22 protein-coding genes are annotated in these 18,489 nt (G+C 42.1%); 2 read left to right on the top strand and 20 right to left on the bottom strand.

The genetic code is table 11. The features are described 5' to 3' along the window. Positions 1-5 precede the first annotated feature (5 nt). The 7 genes from ACU1JV_RS15255 to ACU1JV_RS15225 all read right to left on the bottom strand — a co-directional run bounded on the left by ACU1JV_RS15255 (position 6) and on the right by ACU1JV_RS15225 (position 7,675). Positions 6-386 (bottom strand): head decoration protein, encoded by a 381-nt coding sequence (locus ACU1JV_RS15255; protein WP_413986292.1) that lies wholly within the window; start codon positions 384-386, stop codon positions 6-8. 2 nt (positions 387-388) lie between these two features. Continuing rightward, entirely contained in the window at positions 389-1,669 is a 1,281-nt protein-coding gene (locus tag ACU1JV_RS15250) for a hypothetical protein (RefSeq protein WP_413986293.1), read from the bottom strand. Between the two features lie 5 nt (positions 1,670-1,674). Further along, positions 1,675-3,135 (bottom strand): hypothetical protein, encoded by a 1,461-nt coding sequence (locus tag ACU1JV_RS15245; RefSeq protein WP_413986294.1) that lies wholly within the window; start codon positions 3,133-3,135, stop codon positions 1,675-1,677. A gap of 189 nt (positions 3,136-3,324) precedes the next feature. Then, positions 3,325-5,751, bottom strand: a complete 2,427-nt coding sequence (locus tag ACU1JV_RS15240; protein WP_413986295.1) for an S-layer homology domain-containing protein — start codon at positions 5,749-5,751, stop codon at positions 3,325-3,327. Positions 5,752-6,114: 363 nt separating this feature from the next. Further along, entirely contained in the window at positions 6,115-6,318 is a 204-nt protein-coding gene (locus tag ACU1JV_RS15235; RefSeq protein WP_342444051.1) for a hypothetical protein, read from the bottom strand. Positions 6,319-6,383: 65 nt separating this feature from the next. Continuing rightward, a complete protein-coding gene (locus ACU1JV_RS15230) occupies positions 6,384-6,971 on the bottom strand; it encodes a restriction endonuclease (protein ID WP_413986296.1) in 588 nt (195 codons plus the stop codon). 446 nt (positions 6,972-7,417) lie between these two features. Next, positions 7,418-7,675, bottom strand: a complete 258-nt coding sequence (locus ACU1JV_RS15225; RefSeq protein ID WP_413986297.1) for a hypothetical protein — start codon at positions 7,673-7,675, stop codon at positions 7,418-7,420. 287 nt (positions 7,676-7,962) lie between these two features. Here ACU1JV_RS15225 and ACU1JV_RS15220 point away from each other — a divergent pair, with 287 nt between their 5' ends. Continuing rightward, positions 7,963-8,772: a hypothetical protein gene (locus ACU1JV_RS15220; RefSeq protein ID WP_413986298.1), complete on the top strand. Its 810-nt coding sequence runs from the start codon at positions 7,963-7,965 to the stop codon at positions 8,770-8,772. 258 nt (positions 8,773-9,030) lie between these two features. On the opposite strand, the gene ACU1JV_RS15215 is transcribed toward ACU1JV_RS15220, so the two are convergent. The 3 genes from ACU1JV_RS15215 to ACU1JV_RS15205 all read right to left on the bottom strand — a co-directional run bounded on the left by ACU1JV_RS15215 (position 9,031) and on the right by ACU1JV_RS15205 (position 12,078). Further along, positions 9,031-9,270, bottom strand: coding sequence for a hypothetical protein (locus ACU1JV_RS15215; protein WP_446724600.1), 240 nt, complete (start codon positions 9,268-9,270; stop codon positions 9,031-9,033). 125 nt (positions 9,271-9,395) lie between these two features. Next, positions 9,396-10,853 carry a DEAD/DEAH box helicase family protein gene (locus tag ACU1JV_RS15210; protein ID WP_413986300.1) on the bottom strand — a complete coding sequence of 486 codons (1,458 nt, stop codon included), beginning with the start codon at positions 10,851-10,853 and terminating at the stop codon, positions 9,396-9,398. Then, positions 10,789-12,078 (bottom strand): terminase small subunit, encoded by a 1,290-nt coding sequence (locus ACU1JV_RS15205; protein WP_413986301.1) that lies wholly within the window; start codon positions 12,076-12,078, stop codon positions 10,789-10,791. The genes ACU1JV_RS15210 and ACU1JV_RS15205 overlap by 65 nt, the downstream gene beginning before the upstream one ends. A 256-nt stretch (positions 12,079-12,334) precedes the next feature. On the opposite strand from ACU1JV_RS15205, the gene ACU1JV_RS15200 reads away from it, so the two are divergent. Further along, a complete protein-coding gene (locus ACU1JV_RS15200; RefSeq protein WP_103049071.1) occupies positions 12,335-12,838 on the top strand; it encodes a hypothetical protein in 504 nt (167 codons plus the stop codon). Positions 12,839-12,896: 58 nt separating this feature from the next. On the opposite strand, the gene ACU1JV_RS15195 is transcribed toward ACU1JV_RS15200, so the two are convergent. The 10 genes from ACU1JV_RS15195 to ACU1JV_RS15150 form a co-directional block, all read right to left on the bottom strand. Continuing rightward, positions 12,897-13,349: an HTH domain-containing protein gene (locus tag ACU1JV_RS15195; protein ID WP_103049070.1), complete on the bottom strand. Its 453-nt coding sequence runs from the start codon at positions 13,347-13,349 to the stop codon at positions 12,897-12,899. A 697-nt stretch (positions 13,350-14,046) separates the two neighbouring features. Continuing rightward, entirely contained in the window at positions 14,047-14,301 is a 255-nt protein-coding gene (locus tag ACU1JV_RS15190; protein WP_413986302.1) for a hypothetical protein, read from the bottom strand. A 131-nt stretch (positions 14,302-14,432) separates the two neighbouring features. Then, the gene (locus ACU1JV_RS15185) at positions 14,433-15,071 is read right to left on the bottom strand and encodes a hypothetical protein (RefSeq protein WP_250271210.1); all 639 of its coding nucleotides are present in this window, start codon (positions 15,069-15,071) and stop codon (positions 14,433-14,435) included. Between the two features lie 124 nt (positions 15,072-15,195). Beyond that, positions 15,196-15,618 carry a hypothetical protein gene (locus ACU1JV_RS15180; RefSeq protein WP_413986303.1) on the bottom strand — a complete coding sequence of 141 codons (423 nt, stop codon included), beginning with the start codon at positions 15,616-15,618 and terminating at the stop codon, positions 15,196-15,198. Positions 15,619-15,930: 312 nt separating this feature from the next. After that, a complete protein-coding gene (locus ACU1JV_RS15175) occupies positions 15,931-16,113 on the bottom strand; it encodes a hypothetical protein (RefSeq protein ID WP_413986304.1) in 183 nt (60 codons plus the stop codon). A gap of 50 nt (positions 16,114-16,163) precedes the next feature. Further along, positions 16,164-16,556, bottom strand: a complete 393-nt coding sequence (locus tag ACU1JV_RS15170; protein WP_413986305.1) for a hypothetical protein — start codon at positions 16,554-16,556, stop codon at positions 16,164-16,166. A 231-nt stretch (positions 16,557-16,787) separates the two neighbouring features. Beyond that, positions 16,788-17,144 carry a hypothetical protein gene (locus ACU1JV_RS15165; RefSeq protein WP_413986306.1) on the bottom strand — a complete coding sequence of 119 codons (357 nt, stop codon included), beginning with the start codon at positions 17,142-17,144 and terminating at the stop codon, positions 16,788-16,790. Continuing rightward, positions 17,141-17,287, bottom strand: coding sequence for a hypothetical protein (locus ACU1JV_RS15160; protein WP_413986307.1), 147 nt, complete (start codon positions 17,285-17,287; stop codon positions 17,141-17,143). Before ACU1JV_RS15160 ends, ACU1JV_RS15165 begins: the two co-directional genes overlap by 4 nt. Positions 17,288-17,319: 32 nt before the next feature. Continuing rightward, positions 17,320-17,727, bottom strand: coding sequence for a YopX family protein (locus ACU1JV_RS15155; RefSeq protein ID WP_413986308.1), 408 nt, complete (start codon positions 17,725-17,727; stop codon positions 17,320-17,322). Positions 17,728-17,769: 42 nt separating this feature from the next. Continuing rightward, positions 17,770-18,378: a hypothetical protein gene (locus ACU1JV_RS15150; RefSeq protein WP_413986309.1), complete on the bottom strand. Its 609-nt coding sequence runs from the start codon at positions 18,376-18,378 to the stop codon at positions 17,770-17,772. Between the last annotated feature and the right edge of the window lie 111 nt (positions 18,379-18,489).

Raw genomic sequence — 18,489 nt, 5'->3', positions numbered from 1 at the left:
CCCCCTTATACAAAGTAGCAAAGCTTCAGCGCTGTTTTAGCTGCTGCATCTAAGCCAGTCAATTTGGATGAATCAAAAATACCTGCAATCCACGCAGATGCCCCAATATCAGAAAGTGTTGTGTCATAATCATTATCAAGGATACACAGTGCCACTTCAGAGCCGTTGGTTGCTGCGGAACTATAAGCTACCGCTTTTTCCTTATCTGCTCCTACTGCTGTGATCTTGCCTATAATCGTCCCTTTTTTTAGGATTCCTTGCCCTTGTTTCAGCAAGATCCCTCCCGGTAGTTTAGCCTGAAGGTCTGTAGACGCTAGAACCTCCGTAAAATCTTGAGTAATAACCTGACCGGGACCAGGAGCGCCATTATACTGAGATTGCATCATAATTATTTATCCTCCTTCAGCAGATTACCCCTGCCTGTATTCTTAAGTGCCGCCCGAGCTTCTTCACGAGCTAATGCTTTAAGTTGTTCTGGCGTTTTCTCGCCACCATCATTTTGTGAGTTGGTTGGTGGTGTTCCATTCAGTGCTCCCTCAGGAAGGTTTACATCGTCACCTTGTGTATGGCGACCACCGCCACCCAAAGCAGCTTGTGCCTGTGCCTCATACGTTGCACCGATCTTTTCAATTTCAGACACCGGCAGATGAGACAGTGCTGTTTTCATCGCCTCTACATTAAAGGCTTCACCAAGAGCACGGACGCCAGCTCCGCATGCTTGTTCAGTGACCTTCACCTTGTACATTGCTCCGTCAGTAGCTTGAACACTCAGCGCCGTAAGCTTCGCTGGAATTTCTGCATCACTCTCAACGCCCAATGTAGCCCGTACTTGTCCAAGCACACCATTAGCCACTGCCAGTGCAGTTGCTTGGGTTTGCGCTTCTGCCAAAGCAGCTTTTTGTTCTTCATTCATAGTGTCATCTCCTTTGGCCTGTGTTTCGGCCACATTGTTTTTGTCTTGCTGTATTACAAATCCATCCAAGCCTGATTTGCTGCTAAAAGAATAAAAGACGCGTCCGCCACTTGGTAGTGACTTCGCATCTTCAGATAAAGCTTCACATTTTATATTTGATTGCAGTTCAGAAGTATTGCTCATTCCGACTACTCCGGCACCTGGGTAAGCTCCGTCAAAAACTAGAGAGTTTTCCATCAGGTCGCCATCATTAATGTCCACAGTGCAGAGTTTGGAATCATACTCCCTCCCGCGAATGTGAGGGCAATTGCCGCCAAAATACTCCTGTCCGCAGATGGAACATGTTTGACTGGTTACCGTAAAGCCGATTGATGTATCAAATATAGTTCCGGCATCAATGCCTTCAGCAATTTGGTCAATCTTGATATCCCCGACCTCTTGACCAAGTTTCATGTAATGGTCTGCATACAGTGCCAGTTCATCACCATCCATCTGTAATCGGCTGTCAAAGGTTCTACCGAGTGGTATTGTCATAATACCCATGTTGGCCCATGAGTGATCCAACAGCAGGGATACACCTTCTCTTGCTTGTACAGCCATCTTTCTCAGGAAATTAGGGGTCAAGCGATAAAACCGCCTAGGTATGATTTGATCACCCACAAGCTTCGCAGGAAAAACATACGTTTCATCCTCAGTAAGAGGAACACGTGCCAACTGATTGATCTTTATTAATTGTTCGGGTGTAGGTTTAGCCATAATCTCTATTCACCTCCCTCCGGTGGAGTATTTTCTTCATTCGAATCAGATTCATGCTTCTTTACAAGCAAAGGAAGTAATTCAGCAGGAATTTTGGCATTAATACCAAGTGTCCAACGTATTTCCTCAGCAGCTTCCAACGGTGTGATGTAGAAATTCTTCTCTGCTGTGATGTAGTTGTCGATCTTTGAACGTCGGTCACGTTCAATCTCATTTTCTGAGCGTAGATCAATAGGGAGATAGTCAGCTTCAACTTTTGTTTGAATCCCCTTTACTCTTGCGGACAACGAAAAAGCCCGCTGCCAGAAACGTTTGGTTACGCTCCGCGCGGACTCTACATTTTTGATATATATTTGAGTGTCAATTGAACTGTATGTTTCAGTTGACCCTTGATGCCTGGAAAGTATGGTAAGCAAAGTTTTGAGTGAAGTCGCCATTTGGGTATCAATGATATCCATTAGCTTCTTAATATCAATCATTGGCCCCGAATTACCACCCTTGAGATACTCGACCTTTACACTATCCCAGTGGACAAGAGCATCATCTGGATTGAGTGAGTTGAAATGGTTTAGCATCTCATCCATTCGCTCTTTGAGCCATTTTTGTTGACCATCGGGATTACTCTTTAAGTTATTTGGCATATTCTTCAGCATGATTTCTTCCAGCATCGAAATATCGAGCCTTGGATACCCCTGGTTATGAACTACTGCTTTTAGATCCGCCAACACCTGAAGATGAAAGAATACTACTTGCAGCACTGGAAGCATAGGTGTTCGTCCATAAGGATCGTCAACCATAGGGTCAAACTCTTCATAAATAAAAGTTGGCGTGTCAATCTTTTTGTAATTACCAAACCACTCTTCGTTCGAATTCCTTTGTGGATTCTTAACATATTGCCACGGCGTAAGCCGATTAGTGCCTGGTTCCCTGCGAAACCATATTAGAGCCGGGTCAACTGGAACGATATCAATTACATCGTTACATCGCTCATTCAGTACTACTTCCCCGGCACAAGCACCACGAACCATCATCATCATCCGCTGAATCGTGTCCAGTTTATTCAATGACCGTCCATGCTGATATCCCGGCGAAGGTAGCGGTGTATTAAGCATAGCTTTGAGTCCATCCAGTACTCGTTGTCCACTCTTATCTGTATTTCCGTTTGGCTTCTTTGCACTAAACGTTAATTCGGTATCTCCCATACGTAAGTATGTGTACAATGCATAGGATACGTCTGGATGAACAGATATCAATAGCTCAAGCAATTCCTCTGCCGTGTAGCTCTGCAATTTGGTAAGATCAATATTATGAGCCTGCTGATGTTTCTTCGGTAGCCAGTTGAATATGCCCCATGGGTTAGCATTATTAGGTACTGTTGCTCTGCCCACACCCATCATCTGTTGCTTTACCGCTATTGGAAGAACAGCATTAGCAAGTGAATATACAGCTTTATGGTACCATTTCAAGTTTTCACCGCCTTTCGTTACAAACTTCTATGAATTCAGAATAACATCTGCATTATTCGGATTTACTACTGATTTTCGAGGGGATCGCGTTATACATACCATAAATCCTCTTTTCAAAACGGAATATTTGGAACAAAAACGTGGTCAGGAAAAGTTTCCTGACCACTTATAATAACGTTATGTTCAGTTTTATTCTATAATTTCCAGCTCCAAATCTTGTCCATGCCAAACAAGAAGTTGATACTTTCCTGACGGCAAATCGCCTGTAGAGATAGTAACTGGTTTATTCACTTCATCATCCGTAACAATTATCTTTTTACCCCAGTTTTCTGCAACCAAATCGTCGTAGTTACTTTGGCTTCCCAAAACAAATGTATTTAGCAGATACACATCTGAAACATCTGAAAGAGAGAATGTAAGAGCGTCTCCTTTTTTCACCTTTAGAATATCCCCGATAGGTTGAATCATTGTAATTCTGACCGTTCTTCTATCTCCCCAGGTCTGAAATTCTTGATTTAATTCACCATTTGATGTAACCACGGAGCCTGTGACTAAACGGAATTTATAAATCAACCGATCCTCCAAATGTTTAGGCAATATAAAGACTTTATTGTCCTCAACTCTTACAGCCCCATCTTCCTTTGTGAAAGGCGTAAAAGGACCGTCACCAACAGACCACTGAACGATATCTTCCGTTGTCTTCCCATCGGCAAGCTGTAACAAACGGTTATAATTAAACGAAAATTGATCAAGTCTATCCTTTCTTTCAGAATATTGAGTATATATCGGTGACCCAACAAGAGGCTCGTTCTCATCTATAACCGTTATTTCCTTGCTACGATAGGCACCACTTTTGTCATAAATCGTCAGATCAAATTCAAAGTTTTTAGGATAATCCCAATGGTTGATATCATATGTCGAAAAACTGACAGTTTTATTGGCCGGAACCTCCATTTTAAGCACCTCACCACTTTCGACACCTAACTCAAGAGATTGAAGATTACCGAAGTCTATTAGATCACTTGAAAAGTAAGCAGTACCATCATAAGAGCTAGTAAAATAAACGGACTCTCCGACCGACACTATTTTTTTAGGAACAGAAATGTTAGTGTCCCCATTATGCTCTGGTGCTTGAGGTGTATCATCTTTCTTGTCGTCACTTTTTTTATGATCATCTTTTTTGGAAATATCGGATTCATTGGTGTTACTAGAAGAACCCCCACCGCCACCTGATGATGTTGTCCCTTGTGATCCTAATGTATTTGTCAAATCGCCTATTGTAACTTTAACGTCACTACTTACCTTTTCGCCATTCAACACGGATTTAGGTTTTGTTTGGAAGGAAACATTTTCAGCATTAACTACGGCTTTATCCACAGAACCTAATCCTATCACTTTGGCAGCAGCATTAAGAACTAACGAGAGAATAGAAGACTCTTTGGCTGTATCTATTGTTGTACCCGTAGCGTTATCAGCTACGTTTAATGTATCAATCTGTCCATTTGGGATATTTACATTAATAGCGAATGCTTCTACATTCACAGTGTGAAAATAACCTGTAAGGCTCACATTAGATTTTGCGGGGAGCTCATTTGTTAGAGTAACTCGATCAACACTTGCTCCTTGTGAAACATCGAGGGCTGCGCCCGTCTTGATTTTTACTTCGCTGATGGACGTTGCTCCTTCTGCCACCAAACGAACAGTTCCATCCACTTTGTTTACAATGATGCTAACCAGCACAGAATTGTTCAGATGAACGCTATGCTCTCCACCGCCGTAAACGTAGGTATGACCGTGAACCTTAACATTTTTCAAGAATACGTCGCCGTTCCCGACGGCTTTCCCGATAATTAAATCACCCGCTATTTCCGTATTTTGAAGCGTTACACCCGTTGTATTGATGATAACATTGTCTGCCTGCTTGTCGAGTCCAGTCGAAGGCCCATATGTTCCCGATTCTCCATACCAAGTACCAAAATGATTAACAGCACGATCAAGAATCGTAACTGCCTCAGCACGAGTCAACGATTTTTGTGGCTGAAATGTACCATTCTGGTAACCCTCAATAATACCGGCTGCAACTACAGCATTAACGGCCTTTTGGGACCAATTGTGCAGTGATGTGCTATCTTTAAAGGTTTTATTGATATCAGAAGAAGGGATTTGAAGCAATTGGTTTACAGTAACAGCCGCTTCTTCTCTACTCAATACTTGCGTAGGACGAAAGCTACCATCTTCGAATCCTTTCATATATCCAGCATAAACTGCATCCGTAACGGTTGGAGCAAACCAATCATCTTTATTTACATCGGTAAAAGATGCTGCTTGTCCTGGCTGAATTTGAAATGCACGATTTAGTAAAGCAGCCCACTCACTTCTCGTAATCGGACGATTCGGCTCAAAACGAGCGTTTTCTACACCCGAAACCACACCTCGGTGGCTCCATTTTGTAACGCTATCCGTTGCCCAATGGTTCGCCATATCCCCATAAGGTTGAGATACAGCAGAACTTTCTTCCTTTGTTACTTGGTGTGAACTATCGGCTGCAAATATGGGGCTAGCCCATACAGAGGTCGCTAAAATTCCAGCCGTGAAAACATTAACCCACTTCTTCATCTTTTTTGTCCTCTCATTTATGTAGTGTTAAATCAAGACTATGTACCTAATATTTTAGGTATATAGAATCACTTACCTATTATTACAAGATTAATCGATGATGTCACTACTTATTAATCCATAAGAGGATTTTTCTTGAATAAATATCAAAAGAATGACGTCAGCCCGACTTGAGAATTGCCTCTACACAAATGAGATTCTTGTTGATTTAGCCTACCATATTCGTATACCATTCAACATGATCACGAAACGCGTACATGCCTTCTCTGAACCCCTTACAGCATTTCGTTCATAAACAGAAGTAAAGCTTAAGACATACATTCAATCCTACAAAATTAAAAAAAGAGCCCCCGAAGGTTGCTCCTAATTGAGAAACAGCTTAGCCCAATAATATAAAATAACCAGAACACCTACACATGCTAGGATTCCAGTTAATCTTTTTCCAAGTATTTTTTTAATGGGAATGCATACTACACACCAAAAGACTGAGGCTAAAATAAATATTAATAGCTTGTTTCCTCCTACAGCACCCCATATATCTACATTTGCACCTTCAAAAACATTCAAAAATATTCCTCCCTAGTTTTTGTCTAATTCCAAAATTATAAATCCACTCCCTTTCTCGCTTTTTATCATGCTTTCCTGGTTGCAGAATTCTTTTGTTTAACCTGCAGAATCATTTCAATAAGCTGCTCTCGGTTAATCAAGCGAACGTTATTGGACCTTGCCAGTTTGTATGCTTGCTCAGTGTAATCGCTATTTGTCACAACCCATGCTGAAGATGCACGATAATGAGCTACCGCACCGTAAACCTCCTGAACCGCTTTAAGCCCAACATTTTTACTGTACCGTTTCGCCTGAACTACGATACGCTGACCGCTTTTTGTAAGAACCAAATCAGCACCGTAATCTCCAGCAGCTTGTGTAACCTCAGCTTTGTATCCTTGAGCACTGAACAAAAGTCCTAAATATTTCTCGAATTGACGACCATCCATTTTATCAATTTCAGCAATCCCAGAATTACGTAGTCTTGTTGCAGCAACCATTTGACGATAAAAGATAAATGCTATGACCATTGCTACTGCTACAAAAGATGCAAAAACAGAAATACTGATTGAACCCGTAACTGAGTAGGTAAAGAAAAACGGAGCTATTAGCGCAATCCCTGCAATAGCCTCTTCAATAGAATTTTTCTGCTTTCTTCTCCGTCTTCTAGCCATTAATAATTCCCCCTTATTCTGTATATATCGTCAATAAAGTGATTGGAATTAATAGGTAGAAGGAAAGCACGCTGCGGAATTGAACCGCGCAAGGGTTCTGACCAGGCTGTTCATGTTTCCGCTGGTTAACTGGTGCCTTGCTGCCTGCGCGTGCCATGAATAATGTGGGCGGGGGCCATTCTCCCCCGCATGAAATGACTTACCGTTTAACCGCAGCCTGCATACCGCTACCGATCTACCGCTGTGCGTTACGGGTGCCCCTAAGGGATGCAAGGATCTATCCTTGTTCGCGGCCACATATTTGGGCTTTCCCTTGCGCGCACTGGTCAATGCCACTGAGCAGTATGTCCCTCTATCCCCTTGCAGGATCGTCGAGGCTATCAGCCTTTAGTATGCAAGTGTCATCCTACGTTGTAGCGTCTCTCTTCCGCCACCACATTCAAAAACTACAGGAGCTCTGCTGCGAGTTGCTTGAGAATCGGAGGTGTAGGGATGAGTTGGCCATCTTTCTTGTTACCCTTAACATAAGCCTTGTCATCATTGGCATAATACACAACGCCCTGACCCTCAACGACTGGATAGCCGCTCTCGTCGTCAGTCAAGCTTGTTTGTACGTACTTGCCGTGCTGCGAAGCGTGCTCCTCATCGTGTAAGCGCAAGATTCCGTCCTCACTCAAAAATGCGAAACGTGGTTTTATAGACATGATCATGTCCTCCTAATATGTTTTGTAGAAAAACCAAAAAGGCCGGCACATTGGCCGACCTGATCACCGAGGCTGAAAAGCTACGGTGTGTTCCTTATTTGATTTTCCATGATACAAATTTACCACATGAAAAGTCCAGTGGCGGGCCACTTCAAGGCCATATTTAGGACAATTATAGGCCACAGAAAAACTTCCTTGCGGAAATAGGTTATATTTGTCATTCGTGTATGATAGTATTGTATTTAGCTGGCCGGCTACCAATTTTATGTAATCTGGAGGATGAATGAATGAAAAAGCTGTCTGCAACCTTGCTGACACTCATTTTTTTATTGGTATTTTCCATCCCTGTATCCGCAAATCCAGCAGAGTCAGACTCACACGGCTTAGAACCCTTTAAAGATGCTAGTACAAAAAGCGAATCGGAAATTGACGGTTATTTAAAACAAATGGGCTTTACTGACGAAGAATTAGGTTTCACTCCATTGGAATTAAAAAAGGACATTGCGAGTAACGGTGGCACTAAGATAAAAATTGAAGAGTTAGACCCTGAAGTCGTTATTAAAGATGAAAATGGAAAAACAGTTGCACCGTCTGATAAAATTTCTACTCAAGATGTCAAAGACGGAATTTTCAAAATGTATGGCTATGCATTTAAACTCGAATCTCCGAACAGTAGAGAAAATGCCTATCATGTTTATGCTTCTTATAACTGGGAAAGAGGTCCTTTGGCTTATTACACTGATACATTGGCAATGGCTTGGCAAAGTAAAGTTACTCCTTATCGTTCTCCATATAGTGTCCATAACTGGAGAAGCGGATCGCACCTTTATCAGTACGAAAACCAACTACAGAAACAACAAATTGAGGGTGACGCCTTCGAGGTAGATGTTTTAGGATATCCAGATCCGCAAGATGGATTTGCCAGACAAGAAGTAAGAGCTCCTAAATCACTAACTGGCCAAACAGGCGCAGTCGAGATTGCTTATGCTCACAAGACTATTCCTGGTGTGGCATTGGCGATACTTAACTATTTCAGCATAGACTTCTCTGGAGCAGGACAACAAGAGTATCAAGACAGATTCAATTTTACTTACTAAAATAATTCACAAAAAAATAAAGGTACCGGGATAATCTTTGCCCGGTACCTTTAAATAAGTTGGAGGTAATAAATATGGTCTATCTATATATGCTTGTCAGTCTCATAGTGTTTTATGTCGTGGTTTTCATTCTCTCTCTGTTCAATATTCATATAATTAAAGGTGATGAAACTACCTATATTTTACTGGTCCTCATAATCGGAATCCTTCTTCACAATTCCGAAAACAAAAAAAATAGGTAGACGTGCTCCAATAAACTCAGCTATACAACTTCTCTACATATCCCACCTCATATACTTCGACTCTTAAGGCAGCGGCAAGAATATTAAGGGCTTCCGACTTTATACGGCGGAATGTCCTGTCGCTCAAGCCCAAATCTCCACAAACTATGAAATCAAACTCACCTTCATCATCCAGATAACTCCGTTGAATGACCTCGCGCTGAATGCTGGAAAGTTTACTCATTGCCATATCGAGCAACCGATCCTTAGCAGCCATCTCTGCTTCCTTGTCCACGTTGTATGTGGCGATTACCACTGTCTACTTACTGATCGCATTGGTGGACTGATGTTCTCTATATGAATAAACCCGATAACCGTACCTAACAAAACGAATTTTCCAATTTACCTTCTTACTCCCACACTGCCTATTGAAGGAAGCATAATATGTGTAGCCGGTTCCATTAAATATTCTCCAAATGTCAAAACAAAAGCGTCAGCTCGGTCTGGTGACTTGAGCCCACGCTTTTTCATATCCTTCTTACTTTCAAGCAGCATTTTACCCTTGCTGGTCATGTTCCATTTACGTGCTGTAAGTTGGGTTATAAGAACATCGTCATCAGGCAATTGAAGAACGCTCACATCTCCATTAATGAAATTACTCATATTCTGTTCCAATTGATCCTTAATAGAGGCCCACATTTCAGTAACTAGGTTTCCATAGTGCTCATCTAATGAAGAAGAACCATTGTTAATTGGAATGATTTCATATGGTAGCCCTTCTTCAGCTACGATTTCATTTAGTCGATCCGTTACTCCTCCGCCTACGCCGCTATCATCGACTCTTATTCTGATACGGTTCAAATATGGATGAGCAACATGCAACTCTTTAACTAGGCTAATCACCCATCCAGCAGTAACCATTGTGTCTTTCTTGAAATGATGGTGTTCTCCCACAACTTTTGGGCCTATGCCAGCAAACATTGAGGTCTCATCATCACCAAAACGCGCAACGTCAACCCCTATAGTTAGCATGTCTCCGGTGGGTTCCAACTTCACTTCTTTAGCTGCAAATTCAGCCACTTCCAACGAAATAAATGTATCTGATTCTCCACGGGGAAATTCACCTTCAACCCGGACTCTCCATACATCACTGCCTTCACCATACTTCCGCTTGAGCATGGCGATATTATCTTTGCTTGTTCTTGGACTGTCCAAGCAGGATACCTTTCGTGTTTTGTAGTCTGCTCTGTCCTTATTGTGTGAATCATAAAAAACACCTGACGTTTTTGTCGGGTTGCCGCACATCAATATTTTATTGAACTCACCGGACAACGTACCTAAGATAGCCTCCATAATTGGATCAGCAACACCTGAAGCCTCATCCACAATGAAAAGCATATAGTCTTCATGGAAGCCCTGCATGTTCTCAGGTTTGGTTGCTGTCCGAGCTGTAGCGAACCAGCGTTCCTCATAATTCTTCATGTATATTTTGGTCTTAGTCCACTTAAGGATTCGTTTCAGCACCGGACTTTTAGATTGCCATTTATTAATCTCTGCCCATAACACGTCATGTAGCTGCTGTCTTGTAGGAGCTGTACAAATCACTTTTGGATAAGGGAAACAGGACAGAAACCAAAGGGCTGTTGCAGCTTCCAGTCCGGTTTTCCCTACACCCTGACCTGAACGAACTGAAACACGAGGATTATTAGCTAAATCCATTAGAGTGCTTGCCTGCCAATCATCAGGATAGAACTTAAGCATCTCTTGGCAGAACAATGTGGGATTCTTGCGATACTCAGGAATCCGTTTCTTGAATGCTTGAAGCCTCCGTTTTGTCTCCGGTGAGTCCTTCTGCTTCATCACCTACCACCGCCTCTACCCAGTCGTCAATTAGATCGTCTTCTGTATTGCCTTCTCCCGTGACCTTTGCCCTTTCAAGCTCAAGTTTCTCACGTTGCATCTTAAGTTTCTCGTCTTCAACCATCCGTTTATGTTTGTCTGGAAGAAGATCCATGTATTTAGTTAGCACGTCCAATGCCTTGGTTTTGTCGTGTAGCTTTACACTCACTCCGTCCTTACCCTGCTTGACTTCTGAAACCAGAGTTCCATCAATCTCATCACTGTTTTTAAAAGAGACATAATTGTATCTGTACTTCTTCGTTTCTCCAGTATCAGGATCAACCACGGGGTCTCCTTCCAAGCCAAGAATATCCTCTTCCTTCTGACCGAATTCCACGTAGTCCGTTATGTCTGCAAACGCGATCTTCATATATTCCATTAGAACTCGCTGAGCATTCAAACCTACCTCATCGATCATAGTTTCCTTGTGCTGCCGAATTATGTTTTGAATTTCAACTTTCTTCAATAGAGCGAAACCAATCTGATAGGCAGTTTTCTTGCTGTACCCAGCCGCAATAGCTGACCTGGTAGCGTTGAAGTCTCGAAGGTATTCATAAGTGAATATCCTTTGCTTAGGCGTTAATCCATCTTCATCAGGAATTTCAGGTTCAGGTTCTTCAACAACCACTGGAACGCTCTGTACTTTTTTGGAACGTTCCATATTTTCGGAGCGTTCCAATACCTTTTTCGGAGCGTTCCGTATTTCTGGAGCAGCAACTTTTAGCTCTTTAAAGAGCGCATCAACTGTAAGCGGGGTAGCATATACCTCTCTTGGCTTATCACCTTGATATGTACCGACGAATTTACGCCGCTCCATTTCATCAATCAGTCGGGCCGCTCTGCTATAACCTATCCTCATTCTTCGCTGTAATAAAGAAACCGAGGCTTGTTTGGCCTCGGCTACAATTTGGACAGCTTTTAGAAAAAGATCGTCAGGATATGATGTTGGATCTTCATCTTCATTTGGAGCTTCTCTTTTATGAAGCGCTCCATTCTCATTGGGACGTTCCGTACGTTCCACTTCTTCAGCAAGTAAACTCTCCCACTTATCTTTTGCCTTCCATCCTCTTACCGTACCTTCAGATACACTAAGTTGAGAGGCTATTTCTGTGAGACGTATGTTGCCGGAACTGGTTTTGTATAAATCAAATGCTTCGTCCCGTTTTGGATCTCTCTTTCGTCCCATATCTTATTATTCACCCCTTTTGATAATGTATCTGAAGCTAAGGAAAAGTTTCCTGAACAAATAAAAAAGCACCTATTAAGGTTGCTAGGTGCTAAATCTAACTTTTATCGCATCATTGAAATCACGTAAAATATTTTTTTATATCGACATTTCTTTACATATTTCCCGAGTTTTTTAATTTTGATAGTTGTATAATCCTCTTAATGGTAGCTGGAAACTATCCGGCTATCAAAAAAGTGAGAGGAGATTTTTAAGAATGAAAAAGTTGGTTTCTATTTTGCTCACATTTGCCCTTTTGTTATCCGTGTCCATCACAGCATTTGCAGAAGAAGCAACACCTACTAACCAGCAAGATGCAAAATACTCCATCAGTGTCGGTGATTCCGACATCGAATTGGCTAAAGGAGAAACTGTTGAAATACCTCTTACATTAATCCCCAAAGAAGGAACGGTTCATCCCAATGTTGATTTCCCTGGCACTGGGGGAATCCTTTCCTTAACTGCTGGGGCCAATTATGTTTTTTACAGAATAACTCCGTCGGTTCCAATAGATAATTTCACTGGAATAATGAGTATCACAGATTTGACTTCTGGTTTGAGTAATGGGAATGCAATTGTATCTGGATTAGCAGGTCAAGTTGCTTATTCTGGTTATAAGAATCATATGTACCGCGCTTCTTTGGACGGTACAGGCACTTTACTTGGAATCCCTTATATTCGCACAAATCCAAACGGAATTACTTGGACACATAATTGGTAATATTAGAATTGAATTATAAAAAGAAGCTTATAGTCATTGACTGTAAGCTTCTTTTTTATTATAGAGTTGGTTTAAACAAGTAGTGTAAGAAAAGACTTGTAACAGATAAACTATATTTTTTATCTATTGAGATTGACTCTGGGTCTTTCATAAATTGCTGTACATCATTCGTATCCAACTTGGCATACAGCGCTATGGTTTCATTTGAAATACCCCAATGCTGATTCAAAATATCAATAACGCCCTTTACTCGCTCAGTTTCGTCTATCATTTGGATTCCATTGGCGAGCATAAAAATCAAACTATCGAAATTCAGTTTAGAATGCGAATTACCTAATTCAGAAAAATCATTTCTGCCATTTAAATATCCCAAAATCACGTCTTCTTCAATTCCAGAAATTTTACTTAGGGTATTTGGAGTTACTTTGTAGACTTCCAAAACTCGTTTTAACAGCGCTCTAAGCCCATCTTCACCTTCGTACCCGTTGCTTGTATCCCCATATAATTTCATTAACGAAAACCCCTTTCATATAAATTCTTCTCCGACACGATATACGCTAACTGATATATCATCCTTTTATTCCAGTTCCATACCTCCACTTCCAAATGAATAATTATATATATCATTATAACCAAAAGATGGGGATTTTTGTTGCATTGATTCATTTCATCTAATCATACAAATTTAGAGAATTGTCCTGATTTGACATAGCAAAAAGAAGGACATAGATTCCCATCTGCCTCGTTATTATAGATTGATAAGGTTGAGGAAAAGCTTCCCGAACAAATAAAAGAGCAACGATTTCACGCTGCTCTACTGTAGTGATCAGTAATTTATAAAATGCGGTTACCGCTAATCCGCCATGTCTGGAATAGGCCTTTAGTGGACATCCTTCTTGCTGCGGGTTTATATTACCCTCTGAGTCCTGTCTCCGATTTAGTTTTGAATGCGCCCTAACCCTCCGTCATGCGCTTGCCACTGCCGCCCCCTTATACATGCGGTATGGTTCCCAACGGGAATTATTTCACAGCGATTACCGTCAATCGCTATAGTCCGCATTACGTGCGGAACAATCTGCCGCCCTTATTGATGGGGTCTTATTACCCTCTTTACAGCTGTCTCGAATTAGTTGTAGTTAGCTTCGATGTGGGCGAGGCGTGTATCGCGGCCTTGCGGCTATTCCGCCACCACATTTAAATCTTAATGATTACAGAAGTTGACCAGCTAGTGCTTTAAGTCCACTTGGTACAGCGATTTGTTTACCATCATGTTCATTTCCGTTTACATAAGCTGTGTCTTTGTCTACATAGTAGACTACACCTTCGCCGGCTATAACCGGAAAGCCACTTTCGTCGTAATCCAGATTTGTACCCACATACTTGCCATGCTTAGCTGCTTCACTTTCCGATGGATGGAGATGAAGAATTCCCGTGTTGTCCAAGTAAGCGTAACTATGTGCCATGTTTATTGCCTCCTAGAATAGTTTTAATTTGTTCCTGAATAAAGTGTAAATCCTTTCTACTACGCGCCTACTACGGATTTGTCCTACCCTACATAACAAATAAAGACCGCAAAGGCTTAAGCCCTTACGGTCTAATTTACTTCTGGCATCCTAAGTCCAATTTCACCTTCCTTGTTTCGTCCCCGTCCATAGTCGATGGTGACAAAATCCAATGTACGGTTTGTTTTTAGGCTATTTGCTATATTAACAATAACCCTACGCCGTTTATCTGCAAATGTAGTCGCTGAGATAGGTGGAATGTCCTTACGATAACCTTTTTCCAAATATTGTTGAGCTTTGAGGTATTTCATTCCATCCAAAAACAACAGCGTTGCTATCAACCCCTCGTGCTTATCACGCATATTATTTATTGCGAACTTAATGTTATTCGTAATGAATTGATAGAATTTATAATTTAGATGACGCTGGTCTTTCAATAGAACGGCATTAGCTGTCACATCTGCTGTCAATTCTTGTCCCGAAACTCGTTTAGCAACCGATCCCTCTGCCGAAAGCAAATCATATGCAGTCATACCGTTTTCCAACTGTTGAAGTGAGTATTCATAGTTTTTGATTACATCAATTAAGTCAGTATATTTGTTTAGCAGCCACTTTGTTTTTCTTATATCTACTGCATCTACATCGTCAAAGAAGTTTACTTGAATTATCTTCTGTGTATCAGTAGCATCCTCTTCTTTGTTACGTATAATTACAGACTGTTCGTTTACCATAAATGTTCACTCCTTGTATAGCTGAGTGTATCAGGCGTAATATGTCCAATAAGCATGAATCTATCTACTTGCACTACACCTATAAACAACAGTACAGCAGCTAATATAGTGGTATAGGCTCTTATCATGGGGTGTATCCTGCATCTTTCAGGAGAGCTGTGAGGTTGGCTATTTTTACGTTCAAGCGTTCTTCCGTTTCATCTCCATGCGTAATAGTGTCGCTACATTGCGATTCCCAAAATTCAGCCAGACGTTTTAATACAGCTATCTCTGCATCCTTTAGTTGTATAAGGGATTCAGCCTTCGTTAAATCATCATTCCAACCCATAGCTACCTGTTGAAATCTTTCGTACTCCCGTTGTATATCTGGCTGCTGTGGTGGGTCTGGATCAAACTTTCCTAATGCAATGGCATCATCTAAATTGTCGAATGATTGGGTCGCTTGGACAGTCATTTCTCCTTCTCCCCAAAAACCTTCTGCTTCTGGAGATTCTTCAATCCACTTAAGCAGCTTATCTGCATCTATTAAGCGTGGTTTATCTGTCATTGTTGTTCCTCCCAAATAAGGTATCGTAATAGAGTCTCCCCGGCTTTCTTTCGTGGTTATCCTGTATATATTTCCAAAGCTTGCTGCACGATGGACAAAATTCAAGCCCGCCATAAACAGTCATACATTTCGTGCACATTTGGTTATTGCATGTTTCATGTTGCGTGCCGATCATTCGTCCTTTTTCATCCTTAGCGGTTGTGAAAAAGTGGTCAATTATGAAATCACAAAGCTGTGTCGCCTCTCGTTTTTTGCAAAATGCACATGGATACTTTGGCATTTTAAATACTTCCGGCATGTCCTTGCTCCTTTCTACTTGAGCTTTACAAGGCGGCCTGTGCTGTCTGTAACAATATCTGAGTCACCATAGCCCCATTCCACGGCCTGCTGGGCTCGTTCCTTCAATTTGTCCATGCTCATTGGTTCATACCATTCGGACATCAACACACATTTTTCACCTTCATAAAATCTATGGACTATCACTGTCTTAGCCATCTATATATCCTCCCTTAGTGGGTGCAGGTGTTACCTACACCCTGTATTGGTTAATCCCTATTTGATAATGTCATATAAGCAGCCTCTGCCCTCTCTCGGGGGCTGGCGTTGAGTAGTGACCTGATAGCAGACAATTTGATCCATTCCTCATTATCTAACTGTGTATAATCCGCGAGTTCTCCGCGCCATCTGCCCCACATCAGGTTCTTGGTATAACTTATCGGATAAACTTCCAGTGCCCTTGCCTGTACCTCCAGAGAGGCGGTAGGATCGTTGCAGTAGTCCATTCCCTTGCCGCCTGTGATGTTACCCAACATCCTGCCTTCTGGCGTCTGCCAGCATCCAAAGTGACCGTCAGGATGCTCTCCGATCTTTGTCCATCCAAGCAGTATACGTAGTGCGTCGTTAAGCTGCTGGTCTGTCATCTGCTTTAGGTCATTCATAGCTACCCTTCCCCTCTGTGAATTTCATTCAGTGCGCTCCATGTTTGGCGCTTAATATCTTCTAGCACCTCAAAGACTTCATGTGGTGTCAGACCGCATTTTCTATCATTTCGATCATGCCCGTTATGACAAAGGCATGTGCGCGGTTGTTACCATCAAATTTCAATTTATCTGGCTTCATTCTCTTCCCTCCTAGCTCCGTCAGAGTGCTGGAGCGTATTGTATTGGTGGTTACTTCCTACCTAATGCCTTACGGGCAATATGGCGCATCTTTACTGGCGTGCTGCCAATTAACATTTCTTCGGATGCTATTTCTTCCAGCGCCTTACGTAGTTCATCTCTGTCCATTCTTAATGTATGCAAGTCCTGGACAAGCTGTTTTGCCCCTGAAGTATGGAGTTTACTCATTTCTTGTAGCTCGGCTACCTGCTGCTGGAGTGAGTCTATTAAAGCAAGCAAATCCATATACTCAGCGTTCGGGTCTGTCGTAATCGCTATAAAGTCTGGCTCTAAACGGTGACTAAGAATCCCTTCCTCCGAACAAATCAACTCCGACCCATTCAACAATTTATATATCCGTTCACTCATGACTGTTCTTCCTCCTTAAATTCTTTTTTGAACGCTTGTGACAGCATCGTGTATTTATCCGTCTCATAGTTACAGTATCTGTAATGCACGTATCCATCTATATCCTCAAAAAGTGCGAACGCTGTATCTCCGTCCTCGTCCACATAAAACTGCTCTATGCGGCGCTTGAGTTGTATTATCCCAACTTATTCTCTCCTTGGGGCTGTAGCAGCTCCGGGTTATCGTGGATGTTTCCAGCGACATGCATGTTTTCCTCGCCATATTCATCTAATGGATACAACCGTCCATTAGATTGACTTTTTAGCGCATAACCAGCCGTTTCCTTGTTCCAAACAACCGTATATATCCCGTCATTGTGCGTACATCCGTATCCACTATCGCAGTCGCAGGCAATAAGCATAATGTCACCATCGTAAAACTCTAATCCGTAATAATTTACATATTGACCTACTGTTTCATGGTCTACTGGATGTGATTGCGCTCTATGATCTACAATGTCGACCCTGCCGTTGTGCTGCCAGATATCTCCGAATACCCATTCGCCGTTATCCAGTCGTTTACCACGGAATTTAATATCTATCATGCTTATCGCTCCTTATATATAGGGGGATAGGGTAAGAGGCTGTTATGCCTCAACCTTTGGTTTCAGATAGCCTAATTCGATTGCCTTTTTTCTGATCGCTTGCATGTCCTCTGCCGGATAACCCCAATGTGGGCAGTATAAGCCACCATACCCGTTGTTATGGTTTGCATCGTCGTCACCATTGATATAATCCCTAAAGTCGCACATAAGACCCCACAGCGTTCCTCCATGCGCGAAATGATAGTGTTCGTCTGGTTTGGACTCGTCCATTAGCAAAGGTGCACCTGTATAATCGTCTGTCAGCCACAGCCTACCGCCTGCCCAATGGAATGAAGCGTATCTGTCATGCTGCTTAGAATAGAGGAAGCGGCGCCCTCGGCTTCCTATCTCCCGGATAAGTTGGTTTATAATATCAATCCGTTCCTGTCCTATGAATGGCTTTTCGCTCCGCACAGGGACAGATTGACCAATCTTTCGTACCTTTACGATTCTCAGATACTCCATAAATGTCATGTCATAGCCATCGCTGAATCCAAGGTATGCATCATACTTTGCCGCACTCGCAGATTTCGCGGTTTTCATAACCGAATAATCCGGGCAGTCATCGAAGAAACCGGGATATGATATTTCGTATAAGTTCAAAGCTTCCACTTGTATATCTCTCCTTTATAGGTAGTAGGGGGTGTATCCCCCTGGAGGTCTGTTCCCTCCTTCTTATCCCCTATGGGGCTTAATCGTTAATGCCGGGTACTTTAATGCCTG

It is taken from the genome of Paenibacillus sp. T2-29 (genome assembly GCF_052921365.1).
This window is presented reverse-complemented; position numbering and strand designations above follow the sequence as displayed.